Annotated in this window: 15 protein-coding genes; 8 read left to right on the forward strand and 7 right to left on the reverse strand. The window is 71.5% G+C overall.

Annotated elements, in window-relative coordinates; genetic code table 11:
• Positions 1-158 precede the first annotated feature (158 nt).
• Positions 159-689: a hypothetical protein gene (locus J8M50_RS45350; protein WP_029184313.1), complete on the forward strand. Its 531-nt coding sequence runs from the start codon at positions 159-161 to the stop codon at positions 687-689.
• A gap of 4 nt (positions 690-693) precedes the next feature.
• Here the strand turns inward: J8M50_RS45350 and hemC are convergent, their stop codons facing one another.
• The 4 genes from hemC to J8M50_RS45370 all read right to left on the reverse strand — a co-directional run bounded on the left by hemC (position 694) and on the right by J8M50_RS45370 (position 4,698).
• A complete protein-coding gene (gene hemC / locus J8M50_RS45355; RefSeq protein WP_010357293.1) occupies positions 694-1,629 on the reverse strand; it encodes a hydroxymethylbilane synthase in 936 nt (311 codons plus the stop codon).
• A 116-nt stretch (positions 1,630-1,745) separates the two neighbouring features.
• A complete protein-coding gene (locus tag J8M50_RS45360) occupies positions 1,746-2,522 on the reverse strand; it encodes an NPP1 family protein (protein ID WP_029184314.1) in 777 nt (258 codons plus the stop codon).
• 137 nt (positions 2,523-2,659) lie between these two features.
• Positions 2,660-3,811: a sensor histidine kinase gene (locus tag J8M50_RS45365; protein WP_010357296.1), complete on the reverse strand. Its 1,152-nt coding sequence runs from the start codon at positions 3,809-3,811 to the stop codon at positions 2,660-2,662.
• 23 nt (positions 3,812-3,834) lie between these two features.
• Positions 3,835-4,698 carry a zinc-dependent alcohol dehydrogenase gene (locus J8M50_RS45370; RefSeq protein WP_010357297.1) on the reverse strand — a complete coding sequence of 288 codons (864 nt, stop codon included), beginning with the start codon at positions 4,696-4,698 and terminating at the stop codon, positions 3,835-3,837.
• A gap of 262 nt (positions 4,699-4,960) precedes the next feature.
• Between J8M50_RS45370 and J8M50_RS45375 the strand changes: the two genes are divergently transcribed.
• The 6 genes from J8M50_RS45375 (at position 4,961) to J8M50_RS45400 (ending at position 10,573) form a co-directional block, all read left to right on the forward strand.
• Positions 4,961-5,626 carry a response regulator transcription factor gene (locus J8M50_RS45375; RefSeq protein ID WP_010357298.1) on the forward strand — a complete coding sequence of 222 codons (666 nt, stop codon included), beginning with the start codon at positions 4,961-4,963 and terminating at the stop codon, positions 5,624-5,626.
• Positions 5,627-5,732: 106 nt separating this feature from the next.
• On the forward strand, positions 5,733-6,938 hold the full coding sequence (locus J8M50_RS45380; RefSeq protein WP_010357300.1) for a cytochrome P450: 1,206 nt from the start codon (positions 5,733-5,735) through the stop codon (positions 6,936-6,938).
• A gap of 35 nt (positions 6,939-6,973) precedes the next feature.
• Positions 6,974-7,180, forward strand: a complete 207-nt coding sequence (locus J8M50_RS45385; RefSeq protein ID WP_010357301.1) for a ferredoxin — start codon at positions 6,974-6,976, stop codon at positions 7,178-7,180.
• A 30-nt stretch (positions 7,181-7,210) separates the two neighbouring features.
• Complete coding sequence (locus J8M50_RS45390; RefSeq protein WP_010357302.1) at positions 7,211-7,711, forward strand: MarR family winged helix-turn-helix transcriptional regulator; 501 nt, start codon at positions 7,211-7,213, stop codon at positions 7,709-7,711.
• A gap of 55 nt (positions 7,712-7,766) precedes the next feature.
• The gene (locus J8M50_RS45395) at positions 7,767-8,231 is read left to right on the forward strand and encodes a peroxiredoxin (RefSeq protein WP_010357303.1); all 465 of its coding nucleotides are present in this window, start codon (positions 7,767-7,769) and stop codon (positions 8,229-8,231) included.
• A 32-nt stretch (positions 8,232-8,263) separates the two neighbouring features.
• Positions 8,264-10,573, forward strand: coding sequence for an ATP-binding SpoIIE family protein phosphatase (locus J8M50_RS45400; protein ID WP_010357304.1), 2,310 nt, complete (start codon positions 8,264-8,266; stop codon positions 10,571-10,573).
• A 13-nt stretch (positions 10,574-10,586) separates the two neighbouring features.
• Here J8M50_RS45400 and J8M50_RS45405 read toward each other — a convergent pair whose 3' ends face one another.
• Complete coding sequence (locus J8M50_RS45405; RefSeq protein WP_010357305.1) at positions 10,587-11,006, reverse strand: cupin domain-containing protein; 420 nt, start codon at positions 11,004-11,006, stop codon at positions 10,587-10,589.
• Between the two features lie 103 nt (positions 11,007-11,109).
• Here J8M50_RS45405 and J8M50_RS45410 point away from each other — a divergent pair, with 103 nt between their 5' ends.
• Positions 11,110-12,036, forward strand: coding sequence for a TauD/TfdA dioxygenase family protein (locus J8M50_RS45410; RefSeq protein ID WP_010357307.1), 927 nt, complete (start codon positions 11,110-11,112; stop codon positions 12,034-12,036).
• Between the two features lie 55 nt (positions 12,037-12,091).
• Here the strand turns inward: J8M50_RS45410 and J8M50_RS45415 are convergent, their stop codons facing one another.
• Positions 12,092-13,117, reverse strand: coding sequence for an LLM class flavin-dependent oxidoreductase (locus J8M50_RS45415; RefSeq protein WP_010357308.1), 1,026 nt, complete (start codon positions 13,115-13,117; stop codon positions 12,092-12,094).
• 52 nt (positions 13,118-13,169) lie between these two features.
• Positions 13,170-14,678 carry a metallophosphoesterase family protein gene (locus tag J8M50_RS45420; protein WP_029184316.1) on the reverse strand — a complete coding sequence of 503 codons (1,509 nt, stop codon included), beginning with the start codon at positions 14,676-14,678 and terminating at the stop codon, positions 13,170-13,172.
• Between the last annotated feature and the right edge of the window lie 62 nt (positions 14,679-14,740).

The following is a 14,740-nucleotide window of genomic DNA, read 5'->3' on the forward strand; positions in this document are numbered from 1 at the left end:
GCACAAGGTGTCACCTCGGGCGTTCCGATATTTCCGCTGGGCACGGCTTGATCACCGATCAAAAGGGACGATGTCCCAGGCCACGGGGTATTCCGCTCATTTGACAGTGCACTCGGGCCACGGATAGGACTCAGCCGGTGGACGTCGGGAGGTGGGCCGTGTACGAGCCGAACGTGGTCGGAGACTGGCAGGAGTACGAGGCGTACTCCGGTCTGCGCCTGTGCGTGAACCGGCTGGAGCGCGCGGAGCCCCCGCGAGGCCGCGACGACGCCGCCGACGGTCTCACGTACTTCAGGCTCCGCGTGGTCGTCGAGAACCGCGGCGAGGCCAAGTACTGCGTCCACCTGGAGGACGGCCAGATCGACGTCCGCCTCGGCCCCGACGGTGAGAGCGCCTTCGTCGACTGGCGCAACTCCCAGTTCGTGGAGGGCTTCGACGTCTACCCCCTGCGCCGGGTGACGGCGGTCCTGCACGCGGCCGGCCCCGAGTCCGCGCTGGACCGCATCGACATCCAGGTCCAGCTCCGGGTGGACGACGAATGGACCGAACGCCGGTTGTGGACGGGCGGGTTGGACCTCTGCGAGGAGCGGGTGGGCGCGGCCCCCTGCGCGGGGCGCGAGGACGACCTGTCCCGCCAGGTGAGCAACTACCTCCGGGACCAGGCCGAGGCGGGGGACGGGACGTCCTGAGGGCTCAGTGGGGGATGCCGTCGATCAGTTCCCGTGCTCCCTGTCGCAGCAGCGCCACCGCGACCGACGTGCCCAGCGTCGCCGGGTCCAGCGGGCCCGCCCATTCGTGGGCGTTCAGGCGGGTCTTGCCGTCCGGGGTGAAGACGCAGGCGCGCAGCGAGAGTTCGCCGGTGCGGTCGACCTGGGCGTAGCCGGCGATGGGGCTGTTGCAGTGGCCCTGGAGGACGTGGAGGAACATGCGTTCCGCCGTCGCCTCGCGGTGAGTCGACGGGTCGCCCAGCGAACTGACCGTGTCGATCAGGTCCGTGTCGCCCTCGCGGCACTGGAGGGCCAGGATGCCCGCGCCGATGGGCGGCATCATCGCCTCGGGGGAGAGGATCTCGGTGATGACGTCGGTGCGGTCGATGCGCTCCAGCCCCGAGACCGCGAGCAGCAGCGCGTCGGCCTCGCCCGCAGCCAGCTTCTCCAGCCGCCGGTTCGCGTTGCCCCGGAACGGCACGCACTCCAAGTGCGGGTGAGTGGCCGCCAGTTGGGCGATACGGCGGACCGAGGAGGTGCCGATGCGGGTGCCGTCGGGCAGCTCGTCCAGGGTCAGGCCGCCGGGGTGGATCAGCGCGTCCCGGACGTCGTCGCGCTTCAGGAACGCGGCGAACACGGTCCCGGCGGGCAGCGGCCGGTCCGCGGGCACGTCCTTCACGCAGTGGACGGCGAGATCCGCCTCCCCGGCGAGCAGCGCGGCATCGACCTCTTTGGTGAACGCGCCCTTGCCCTCGACCTGGGACAGGTCGCCCATCCACTTGTCACCGGTCGTCTTCACCGGCACGACCTCGGTCCGCACCCCAGGATGCAGGGCGCCCAACTCGGCGCGCACCCGCTCCACTTGGGCCAGAGCCATCGGCGAGTCACGGGAGACGATACGGATCAGTTCGGGTACCGACATGTGAGACACGATAGACCCTCCCGGCCGCCCCACGGACACCGCGTGCCCCCGTCCGGACGAGCCCCGGCCGTCCCCCGAACCCGGTCGGACCCGGATCCGGGGGACGCCTCAGCAGCTCACGCGTTGGGGTCGAACGAGATCCCCGAGGGCAGCGCCTTCGTCAGATGGGCGGCGAAGTTCGCGTCCTTGAGCCCGAAGTTGGCGGACCCGAAGTCGTACGCGCTCAACTTGTCCCGCAGCCCCGCCGGGTACCCGTTCCAGCCGACCAGCGGCGGGTACTGCCAGGTGTGCTTCGCGTTCTCCGGCGGCTCGTCGCCCGAGCCCGCCAGCCGGAAGCAGTGCGTGCTGATCCCGTCCTTGTGGTAGACGACCTTCGCGTGTGTCCCGTCGAAGCGGACCGAGGACGCCGGACTGACCGTGAACGACCCGTGGTTGGACGTCGCGACGTACTGCACCGCGCCGTTCTGCACCCAGACCACGACGTGCTCCCAGTCGTGCCGGTGCCCGCCGATGCTGCTGTTCGCGAGGGCCTGGTCCTTCTCGAAGTACAGGCCGTACATGTACGCGCACCAGCCGTTGTTGCACTTGGCGCGCGAGTAACTGTTCGTGTTGTCCAGGTCCGAGGCGTCATGGCACTCGCCGCTGAGCGAACCCGTCGGGTTCAGGCCGCCGTTGACCGTCCCGTCGGGGCCGATCGCCGGGGTCGAGTAGCAGCCGTCGGTGTCGTAGTCGAACGCCGGCAGGTACGTCAGCTCGGCGGCCTCCGCGTTCTGCGGCAGCGCCTTCGGCGGAGCGGCGTACGCGGCCGTCGGGACGGCGAGCACGAGCGCGCCGGCGAGCGCCGACACGGTGAGCCATCTGCGGCGGCCCGACGGGGACTTGGGTGACGACAAGGCGTCCTCCGGATGGGGGGAAGAGGGGGAGCGTGGGGGGGCAGCTCAGCTTCCCCGTATTTCCCACCCCCGCCAAGAGGTCATGCACATATCAAAGGTGAAGTATCGGCGAAGACTTGGCTGTTGGGAGGCGCCGATCACCACACGCACGGCAGCTCCGCCGTCACCACCGTCGGCCCGCCCGGCGGACTGGAGACGCCGACCGTCCCGTCCAGCGCCGCGACCCTGCGCCGCATTCCGGTCAGCCCCGACCCCGCGTGCTCGTCCGCGCCGCCCTTCCCCGCGTCGCGGATCTCGACCCGCAGCCCCCGCCTCGTCCGCGCCAGACCCACTTCCGCGTGATCGGCGCCGCTGTGCTTCGCGACGTTCGTCAGCGCCTCGGCGACCACGAAGTACGCCGCCGCCTCCACCGCAGCGGGCGGCCGTACGCCGTCGTCCAGACCCTCGGCACGCACGTCGACCGCCAGTCCGCTGCTCCCCGCGAGCGCGCGTACGGCACCGGCCAGGCCACGGTCCGTGAGGATCGGCGGGTGGATGCCCCGTACGACGTGCCGCAGCTCGGAGAGGGCCTCCTCCGCCTGGCCGAGCGCGTCGTCCAGCAGCTTGCGCGCCTTCTCCGGGTCCGCCTCGTACGCCCGCTGCGCCAGCCCGATCCGCATCGACAGCGCGACCAGACGGGCCTGGGCACCGTCGTGCAGGTCCCGTTCGATACGGCGCAGTTCGGCGCCGTGCGCGGCGACCGCGTCGGCACGCGTCGTCGTCAGCTCCTCCACCCGCGCCTCCAGGAGGGCTTCCGGCGAGGGGCGCAGCAGGGTCGCCGACCAGCCCGCCTCCAGGTCGGCCAGCTTCGTGATCAGCGGCAGGACCACCGCGCGCCGCCGCAGGATGCCGCACCAGACACCGTCCACGACCAGGCCGACCGGCCACAGCGGGACCATCAGCAGGTTCAGCCAGCCGTACGCGTACTGCGCGACCATCCACAGCAGGTCCTTGCCGGTGCCCGGGTCCCGTACGGCGGTCTTGATCCGGTCCGGCAGCGGGCCCGTGATCGGGCGGTACGCCTCCGGGATCGGCCGCCCCGTCCACCGCGCCGTCAGCGTCCGCTTGGCGCCCGCGATCCGGCGGACGATCAGCACCGTCTCCGGGAACATCCAGATGCCGATCACCGCGACGACACAGACGGCCGTGATCAGCAGGACCGTGATGAACAGGTACGACAGGAACGCCACGACCGCGGCGAGGGCGAGGTGGGCCGAGGCGCGGGCGGCCTGGCGGAGGGTCGCGAGCATGGGGCGTACGGCCTGTGCTTCCGTCAGTCGTCCAGCGTGACGACGATCTTCTCCGCCGCGCCCGGCGACAGCGCCAGTTCGAAGGCGCGGTCCGCCTCCGCGAACGGGATCGTGTGGCTGATCAGCTTCGCGAACCGGTCCTGGTGCTCGACGAGTTCGGGGGTCACCTCGAAGATCTCCGTGGGGTAGCCCTGGGACGGGATCAGCGTCAACTCGCTGCGGAGCATGCCGCCGAGGTCGATCTCGCCCTTCTTCTGGACGGCGACCATGACCAGTTTGGCGTGCCACTTCGCGCTGGCGACGACCGTGTTGAAAACGGCGGGGGCGCCGGCCGCGTCCAGGTAGATGTCCGTGCCGGGGCGGGGCTGGCCCAGCGCGTTCGCGGCCTGACCGTGCAGTTCCGTGAGGCGCGCGGCGACGTCTTCTGTCGCCGAGTCGATGACGGCGTCCGCGCCCACGGCCAGTGCCTTCTCCAGCCGGGAGGGGATGACGTCGACCACGGTGACGTGCTCGACGCCGCGCAGCTTGAACCAGATCGCCGCGCCGAGGCCGATGGGACCCGCGCCGAAGACGACGACCTTGTCCTCGGGGCGTGCCCCGGAGCGGTTCACCGCGTGCCGGGCCACCGCCATCGGCTCGTTGAGGGAGGCGACGGGGAAGGGGACGGTGTCGGGGAAGACCGCGACGCTCCTGCCGACCTCGGCGTTCTCGACGAGCAGGTACTCGCTCATGCCGCCGTACGTCCCGCCGCAGCCGATGATGCCGGTCGGCGCGTCCTGCGGGTTCACCACGACGCGGTCGCCCGCCTTGAGGCCGGTGACCTCCGCGCCGACCCGGACGACCTCGCCGGCCGGCTCGTGCACGCCGGCGGTACGGACGGACTTCATGGTGCTCATCGCGGGGGCCTTTCGGGTCGGAGAGCCCTGGTTCGGTATTGCTTGAGTAAGGCAAGCATGTGGGGGTTACTTGAGTCAAGCAAGTTATTGGGATTTGCTTGAGTAAGGCAAGTAGGGGGCTAGGGTGAACGGCATGCTCGCTTTACGACGTCCGGACGACGCGGCGGCCTCTTCCTGCCCCGTCTGCCGGGCTCCCCTCGCCGCCGCCCCCCGAACTCCCCTCCCCGCCCTGGTCCGGGGCTCCGGACAACGCGTGCTCGTCGCGGCCCGGGACGTCGCCGTCGTCGAACTCCTCGCCGTGAGCCTGGAGTTGGCCGGGTACCGGGTCGGGCTCGCCGGGAGTTTCGGGGAGGCCGTGGCCCGGTTGGGGGAGGGGCGGTTCGAGCTGGCGGTGGTCGATCTGGGGCTGCCGGGGCTGCCGAGGAGCAAGGGGGCGGGGCGGCCGGTCGTGCGGCGGTTGCCGGTGCTGTACCTGCTGCCGCCCGACCGGCTGGAGGCGATCCTTCCGGAGCTGGACTCCGGGGAGAAGGATTACGTGACGACGCCGATCCGGGTCGCCGAAGTCCTCGCCCGGATGCGGGTGTTGCTGCGTTCCGCCGACCGGAGCCCGAGGGGCGCGTCACTCAGCTACGACGACCTGACGCTGGACGACGACGGCTGCCGTGCCGTACGCGGATGCCGCACCCTCGACCTCACCCCCGCCGAGTACCGCCTCCTGCGCCACTTCCTCGTCAACGCCCACCGCGTGCTGTCGAAGGAACAGATCAGCCGGTTCGTGTGGGGCGACTTCCGGGAGGGCAACGCCATCGAGCAACTGGTCTCGCGGCTCAGGCGGAAGCTGGACCGGGACGGTCCCCCGCTGCTCCACACCCGCCGGGGCTTCGGGTACTGGCTGGGCCGGGAGGAGAGCGAGGCGTGACCTGTGATCCAGGTCACGTCAGCTCCCCGTCAGCTTCCTGACCGGGTCGAGTCAGCGCCTTCTGTTTGCCTGGGCCCACGGAACCCCCCACTTCCCGAGGAGAGCCATGGCAGACGCGCTCACCGCACCGGAATTCCCCATGCCGAGGTCGAGCCGGTGCCCCTTCGACCCGCCGCCCGCTCTGACGGAACTCCGCGAGAAAGGGCCGCTGGCGAAGGTCAGGCTCTGGGACGGCAGCGAACCCTGGCTCGTCACGACGTACGCCGAGCAGCGCGCCCTGCTCGGCGACCCCCGCGTCAGCGCGGACCCGGACAACCCGGGCTACCCCACGAAGGCCTCGCCCGGCAGCGGTGACGGCAAGCTCAGCTTCATCATGATGGACGACCCGGAACACGCGAGGCTGCGCCGGATGGTGACCGGCCCGTTCGCGATCAGGAAGGTGGAGGCCCTGCGCCCCGCCGTACAGAAGATCACGGACGACCTGATCGACGGCCTCCTCGCCGGACCGAACCCCGTGGACCTGGTCGAGGCGTTCGCGCTGCCGCTGCCGTCCCTCGTGATCTGCGAGCTGCTCGGAGTCCCTTACGCGGACCACGACTTCTTCCAGAGCAACACGAAGACGATGATCCTCCAGACAGCGACCCCGGAAGAGCGGATGGCGGCCAGCCGGGCGATCGGCGGCTACCTCGGCGCCCTCCTCGAAGTGCGCGTCACCGACCCCCGCGACGACCTGATCTCCGGCATCGCGGGCCGGATCACGGCCGGTGAACTCGACCACCGGCAGGCCACCGAGATGGCCCTGCTGCTCCTGATCGCGGGCCACGAGACGACCGCGAACATGATCGCCCTCGGCACCCTGGCCCTGCTCAGGAACCCCGGCCAACTGGCCCTCCTGCGCCGGGGCGACGACCCGAAGTTCGTCGCGGGCGCGGTCGAGGAGCTGCTGAGGTACCTGCACATCACCCACCTCGGCCGGCGCCGCGCGGTCACCGAGGACATCGAGATCGCGGGCCGTACGGTCCGGGCGGGCGAGGGCCTGATCATGGCCAACGAGATCGGCAACCGCGACCCCGAGGCGTTCCCCGACCCGGACCGCCTCGACCTCACCCGCGACGCCCGCCGCCACGTCGCGTTCGGCTTCGGCGTCCACCAGTGCCTCGGCCAGCCACTGGCCCGTATGGAACTCCAGGTCGTCTACGGCACCCTCTACAAACGCCTCCCCGACCTGAAGCTCGCGATCCCCTTCGAGGACGTCCGCTTCAAGGACGACGCGTTCGTCTACGGCGTCCACAGCCTCCCCGTCACCTGGTAGTCCGCCAACTCCCCAGAGAACAACAGGAGATCACCGTGCAGGTGGAACTCGAAGCCGACAAGTGCGTGGCGTCCGGCCAGTGCGTGCTCGCCGCGATGGACGTCTTCGACCAGGACGACGACGGCATCGCCGTCCTCCTCGAAGCCGAACCCGCCGCCGACCAGCTCGACGACGTCCGCGAGGCCGTCGCCGTCTGCCCGGCCGGCGCCATCCGTCTCGTCGAGAAGCCGCAAGTTACTTGAGTTACGCAACAACAGGGTAAAGTGGGGCGCATGCCGACCGAACCGCTCCCCGCCTCCGCCTCCCCCGAGGTCATCGAGATCGAGCGGGCGCTCACCCGTATCACGTACCTGAGCACCCGCGCCCGCCAGCACGACCGGCTGATGGCCGTCGCGGGCGTCCCCCTCGACCGCGCGGCCGTCGCGCTGCTGCGCCAGGTCGCCGACTCCGACCCGCTGCGCCCCGGTGAACTGGCCCAGCGGCTCGGCGTCGAGGCCTCGCACGTCACGCGGACCGTCCAGCAGCTGGAGAAGTCCGGGTACGTCACCCGCGTACCCGACCCGCAGGACGGCCGCGCGCAGCGCATCCAGCTCACGGAGGCGGGGGAGCGGGCCGTCGGGCGGATCCGGGCGGCGAGCCAGCGCGGTATGCAGCTCGCGCTCCAGGAGTGGACGCCGCAGGAGCTGGAACAGCTCGCCGGGCTCTTCCACCGGATGGTCGACGACTTCCTCACGTACTCGGTCGAGGAGGACACCGAACCCGCCACGGCCTGACCTGGAGCGGTCAAGTAGCATCGCGCGCAACCCCACTTGAAGGAGGGACTGGCCCATGAGCCGCGCCCCCGAGACCGGCGACGTCGTCGACGATTTCTCCCTGCCGGACGAGACCGGAACGGTCCGTAGCCTCACCGAGCTGCTCGCCGACGGCCCTGTCGTCCTCTTCTTCTACCCCGGCGCCCTGACGCCCGGCTGCACCGCCGAGGCCTGCCACTTCCGCGACCTCGCCGCCGAGTTCAAGGCGGCCGGCGCGCGCCCGGTCGGGATCAGCGGCGACACCGTCGACAAGCAGAACGAGTTCGTCGGCAAGCACACGCTGGGGATGCCGCTGCTGTCCGACGAGGACGGCACCGTACGGGAGAAGTTCGGCGTCAAGCGCGGGTTCGCGCTCATGGCCACCAAGCGGGTCACGTTCGTGATCGGGCAGGACCGCAGGATCCTGGAGGTCGTGCGCAGCGAGCTGCGGATGAACCAGCACGCGGACCGGGCCCTGGAGGTCCTGCGCGCCCGGGGTTGAGCCCCTGCCGCATTGCCCCCATTCTGGGACGTATGGAGCATCTCGTCGCTGCGGTGGTCATCGATGCCCGGGGCGTCGTGACGGGCTGGAGCGAGGGTGCCCGCGAGCTGACCGGGCGTACGGCGGGCGAGGCGGTGGGCCGGTTCGCGGCCGAGGTGCTCGGTGACGCGCTGCCGGGCGGCGGGCCCGTGGTCCTGCGGCACAAGGACGGCCACCCCGTCTCCGCCACCCTCACGGCCTGCCCGGTCCTCGGCCCCGGCGGGGAGCCCGCCGGGTTCGTCGTCACCGTCGTACCGCCCCCGCCGCCCTCGCTCGGGGAGCTGGCCTTCCAGCAGGCGTCCATGTCGATGTCCGTGTTCGACACGCGGCAGCGGTATCTGCGGCTCAACGCGGTCGCCTGCCAGGTGATGGGCGTCGACGAGGACGTGCTCCTGGGGCGGCCGTTCCCGGAGACCGTCGAGGACGCCGAGCACAGCCAGGGCTTCAACCATCACCTCCGCGAGGTCGCCGAGACCGGGCGGCGCGTGCACTACGAGAGCTACACCGGCGAGCCCTCCGGGAACCGGGAGCACGCCTGGAACATCGAGATGTGGCCCGTGCACGACGACGCGGGCGAGCTGAAGGCCGTCGCGCTCGCCGCGTTCGACAGCAGCGAGCAGTACTGGGCCCGCCGCCGCCTCGCCCTCCTCAACGAGGCCGCCGCCTCCATCGGCACCACCCTCGACGTCGTCCGCACCGCCGAGGAGGTCGTCGGCCTCCTCGTCCCCCAGTACGCCGACTTCGCGAGCGTCGACCTCTTCGACTGGGTCCTCGGCTCCGACGAACCCCCGCGCATCCCCGAGAGCCAGGTCGTCCTGCGGCGCGTGGCGCACGGCTCCGCCACCGACGGCACCCCCGAAGCCGCCGTCCACCTCGGCGAGACCGACGCCTACCCGCCGTACAGCCCGCCCGCCAAGGCGCTGCGCGAAGGGCGGGCCGTGCTCAACCAGGCCGGGGAGCCGGAGTTCGTACGGTGGGTCGCCGAGCGCAACACCCGCTCACCCGAAGGACAGCCCCACCGGCAGGGCGTGCACTCGATGATGGCCGTGCCGCTGCGGGCCCGCGGGACGACCCTCGGGGTCGCCGTCGCGATCCGCATGGCGCACCCCGACGACTTCGGGGACGACGACACCGTGTTCGCCGAGGAACTCGCCAGCCGCGCCGCCGTCTGCGTCGACAACGCCCGCCGCTTCGCCCGTGAACGCGTCACCGCGCTCACCCTCCAGCACAGCCTTCTCCCGCGCGGCCTGCCCGGACAGGCCGCCGTCGAGGTCGCCCACCGGTACCTGCCGTCCGGGTCGACGGCCGGGATCGGCGGCGACTGGTTCGACGTCATCCCCCTGTCCGGCAGCCGGGTCGCGCTGGTCGTCGGGGACGTCGTCGGCCACGGCATCCCCTCCTCGGCGACCATGGGACGGCTCTGCACGGCCGTGCGCACCCTCGCCGACGTCGACCTCCCGCCGGACGAGCTGCTCACCCACCTCGACGACCTCGTCACCCACCTCGCCACGTACGACAACGGCTCCGCCGACGCCGCCGAACTCGGAGCGACCTGCCTGTACGCCGTGTACGACCCCGTCGCGCGCCGCCTCGCCCTCGCCGCCGCCGGGCATCCGCCGCCCGCGCTCGTGCTGCCCGACGGGACGGTCCGGTTCGTCGAGATGAGCCCCGGGCCGCCCCTCGGCGTCGGCGGGCACCCCTTCGAGGCGGTCGAGGTGGAGTTGCCGGAGGGTGCGATCGTCGCCCTCTATACCGACGGGCTCATCGAGGGCCGTGACCGGGACGTCGACCGGGCCAGTGCCGAGCTGCGCAGCGCGCTCGCCGCGCCCGCCGCGACGCTGGACGCGCTCTGCGACACCGTCCTCAAGGCCGTCCTCCCCGAGGAACCCGGCGACGACGTCGCGCTGCTCCTCGCGCGCACCCGGGCGCTCGGCGCGGACCGGGTCGCGACCTGGGACGTCGTACCCGATCCCGAGCACGTCGCCGCGACCCGGCAGGCCGCGATGGCGCAGCTCGCCGCCTGGGGGCTCGACGAGGCGTCCTTCGTCACGGAACTCGTCGTCAGCGAACTCGTCACCAACGCGATCCGGTACGGCGAGCCGCCCGTCCAACTGCGGCTCATCCGGGACCGGACGCTGATCTGCGAGGTCTCCGACGCGAGTTCGACCTCACCGCATCTGCGGCGGGCGCACGCCTTCGACGAGGGCGGGCGGGGGCTGCTGCTGGTCGCTCAGCTCACGCAGCGGTGGGGGAGCCGGCAGAACAGCCGGGGGAAGACGATCTGGGCCGAACAGGCGCTGTGACCTGCTGTCAGGGTCACTGGAAGTCGCAGCCCGGGTTCGGGGCGTCCTCGGAGAACGGGGCGCCGTGCGGGAGGATGTACAGCGCTTTCAGGACCAGCGGCTTGTCGCCCAGGTTGCGGCCGATGTGCACGTAGTTCGGGCCCTCCTCGATGACCTGGCCCTTCTGGTACACGCCGTCCGAATCGCACGTCGCGTCGAAGTGGCTCAGCGTGCCCTCCTCGATGAAGCCGTAGACCATGCCGTCGTGGTAGTGCCAGCCGGTCGCCTGGCCCGGCGGGATCGTCAGCTCGCGCAGGACGTAGTCCTTGTCGCCGACCGTCTTCTGCGCGAGGAGCTTCGCCGTCACCCCCGGGCCCGGAGGCGTCGCCTGGGCGGCCGTGGTGGAGAGGATGAGGGCCGCGAAGGTCGTGGCGAGAACGGTACGCGTACGCATGGGGGGCCTCCTGAGGCGTCGTCCGGCGCAGACCCTATCCGACGGCAGGGGCGCGCAAGGGGGAATCCGGGTAGGTAGTCCGTAAACGGATCTTGGAGGGTTCATGGAGGTCAGGCCGGTCGCCGGGTACATCGGCGCGGAGGTCCAAGGGGTCGATCTCGCCGGGGAGTTGGACGCGGCGACGGTGCGGGGCATCCGGGACGCGGTCCTGCGCTGGAAGGTCGTCTTCTTCCGGGAGCAGAAGCTCGACCACGCCGGGCACGTCGAGTTCGCCCGCCGGTTCGGGGAACCCGTCGTGCTGCGCAAGCGGGGCAGTGCTTCTCCGGCCGGTTTTCCCGAGGTCGAGACCACCGCCGATCGGCTGGAACTCGGCGGGAAGTTCGGCATGGAGCACGAGGAGTGGCTCCAGCGGCGCCGGCACACGCTGCTGCGCGGCTGGCACTGTGACCACGGCGCCCGGATCGACCCGCCCGCCGCGACGATCCTGCGCGCGGAGGCGGTTCCGCCGTACGGGGGCGACACGACCTGGTCCAACCTCGCCGCCGCGTACGCCGGGCTGTCGGAGCCGGTACGCCGGTTCGTGGACGGGCTGCGGGTGGAGCACCGGCTGGGCGTGGGGTACCAGCCGCGCGCCGGGGACGACGCGTACGTGCGGCATCTGCTGGACCACCAGGTCGCGTCCGTACACCCGCTGGTGCGGGTCCATCCCGAGAGCGGGGAGCGGATCCTGTACGTCAACGGGTACTACGCCGAGCAGATCCAGGACATCTCCCGAGCGGAGAGCCGGGCGCTGCTCGACATGCTGCTCGAACAGGCCGTACGCCCCGAATACACGGTCCGCTTCCGGTGGGAGCCGGGGAGCGTGGCGTTCTGGGACAACCGCGCGACGATCCATCTGGCGCCGAGCGACAACGCGCATCTCGGGTTTCCCCGGACCATGCACCGGGTGATGCTGGCCGGGGAGGTGCCGGTGGGGGCGGACGGGCGGGAGTCCGAGGGGGTGACGGGGACGGAGGTGGGGCGGTGGTGAGGGGCGGGGTCGGTTGCGAGGTGCCTCCCGCCTTCACTCGCCCGCCCCGGCCCGCTCAGTCCTCCGACCCCGGCTTCCAGCCCAGCGCCGGGCCCAGGTTCGTCGCCATGTCCGTGAGGATCTGTACGTAGTCCTCGTGGTCGAACGTGAAGGGGAGCGCGAAGGCCACCTCGTCGATCTCGCGGTAAGCGGCGTGTGCGTGGAGGCGGTCGGCGATCTCTGCGGACGTGCCTACGTAGTCCGGGGCGAACATCATGCGCGCCGGGCCCTGCGGGGTCGCTGTGCGGGGGAGGCGCTTTGCCGCGTACTCCTCGTACTTGGCGCGCTGCGCCGGGGTCGCCGAGTCCGTGGGGATGACCACCAGGCCCTGGGAGACGCGCGCCGCGTCACCGTCGGGGTGGGCGGCGCGGAAGGCGCGGACGTGGGAGAGCTGGATCTCGGCGAAGTCCTCGGACTCCTCCGCCTTGACGACGCTGCTGGTCAGGAAGTTCATGCCGTGCTCCCCGGCCCAGCGCGCGGAACTCAGGCTGCCGCCGCCGTACCACATGCGCCGGCCGAGCCCGGGGGAGTGAGGCTGGACCCGGTCCGAGAAGACCTCGAAACCCTGCACGCCGCTGAAGTCGCTCGCGGACTCGCCGCGCACGAAGTCCAGGAGCCGCCGGACCCGCTCGTACGAGAAGTCCTCGGCGTCGGCCGTGTCCGGGTAGAGCGCGCCCTTGACGTGCTCGTACTGCATCGGCGGGCCCACGCTCACCCCCGGGTTCAGCCGCCCGCCGGAGAGGAGGTCGACCGTCGCCCAGTCCTCGGCGAGCCGCAGCGGGTTCTCCCAGCCGAGCGGCGTCACGGCCGTACCGAGGTGGATACGGCTCGTGCGCTGGGTCGCGGCGGCGAGGACCGCGACGGGGGAGGAGATGCCGTACTGGAGATGGCGGTGGCGCAGCCACGCGCTGTCGAAGCCGAGGCGCTCGCCGAGTTCGATGATCTCCAGCGTCGATTCGTGGCCCGCGCGGGGGTCGTCCCCGTCGAACAGGCCGATGGTGAGGAAACCGAGCTTGCGCAGCGGGCGCGGGGTGGACGGCATGAGGCTCTCCAACGGTCACGGGACGTACGACCGTGCCAACCCGCGCCGCACCTCACGCATTCCGGCGCAGCGGGATGATCACCTCGTCCTCGACCGGCGGCTCGACCTCCTGCGCGAGGTTCCCGGTCGCCGCGAAACACCGGATGCGCACGGACTCCGGCGTGACGTCGAGCCGCAGGAAGCTCTTGAAGAACGGCGGACTGTACGTCGCGGAGCTGGGCGAGAAGAGCTGCGTGTAGATCTTCCGTACGGGGAGCCTGATGCGCCGGGGTTTCCCCGCCACCCCGAGCAGCGCGGCGACCAGCCGGATCCGCCGGGTGATCCGCACCTCCGCGCCGGGCGCGCGGGCCGGGGTGATGCCCAGCCGCTCGGCGATCACCGCCGTCGCCTCGTCCACGGTCAGCCGGAAGAAGCGCTTGAGGCGCAGCCGCCGCCCGTACAGCCCCGCGTAGAACGCGAGCGAGTCGCCGCGCAGCGGATAGCACCGGAACTCCGCCTCGCCGACGCCCGCGACGGAGACACGCGGGATCGTGTGCGTGGCGTGCGTGAAGGCGCCGCCGCCCCCGGAGACGACGTACTGGAGTGTCCGCCCGTCCGCGCAACGCACCGGATAGCGCTGGTAGTTGTGGATGTCGCCGCCTATCGCCGCGACGTACCCGTGCTCCGGCGCCCGCACGATCTCGTCGACCGTCCCGCCGCCCTCGATCGCGCAGGGGTCGGACCGGCCGTCGACGTACAGGGGCGACCCGGTGACGAGGATCTTCGGGCGCGGACCCCGGGACACCTCCCGCAGCCACGCGCCCTGTTCGGCGTCGAGGGTGCCGAGAAGTCCCGTGTCTATCCCTATGATCCGCACCGGCCCGGCGTCGATCGCCCAGTACGGGCCCGGCTGCACGGCCTGTTGACCGGGCGCGGAACGCAACTCCCGCACCTTGTCGAGCCGTTGGCCGTCCCCGGGGCGCGCCTCGTGCCACAGCAGCGACCGCAGCCACGCCTTCGTCGGCGCACGGGGTTTCGGCTCGGCGGGCAGCGGCGGCGCGTCCCCGCAGAACACCCGCATGAACGCGCCGAGGCCTTCGTACCAGTCGTGGTTGCCGGGGACCGCGTAGATCGGAGCCGGGTAACTCGCGTACGGGCGGAAGAACTTGGTGCCGTAGTCGGCGGCGCTGCCCACGGGGTAGATGACGTCGCTCGCGACGACCGCGAACCGGGTTCCCTCGCTCATCTTGAGGAAGCCCGGTACGACGGCGTACTGAGGGTCGTCGCCCTCGCCCGTGTCGCCGATCACCATGAACGAGAAGCGGTCCGGGTCGTCGCGGCGGATCACCTTGTCGGCGGGGGCCTCTTGTTGTGCCTTTTGCTGGGCCACCCACCGGCTTCTCGTCCTCCCCGTGGGGTCCCCGAGCCAGGACGCCACCACCCCGTTGCGCGCCGCCCACAGCGTGCGCGGGTCCAGCCACGAGACCTTCTCGGTCTTCTCCGGCATGAGCTGACGGTAGGCACCCGGGGCGGCCTCGCCCCAACCGGCGCCGGCGGCGGTATCGCGTGAGGATTCGGACACGGGGGAACCGTAGCAATGGCCAGAGCGTGGCAGGGGGTTGGGGATACGGCCCTCACCGGGCG

This window comes from Streptomyces acidiscabies, from assembly GCF_020010905.1.
Classification (GTDB): domain Bacteria; phylum Actinomycetota; class Actinomycetes; order Streptomycetales; family Streptomycetaceae; genus Streptomyces; species Streptomyces acidiscabies.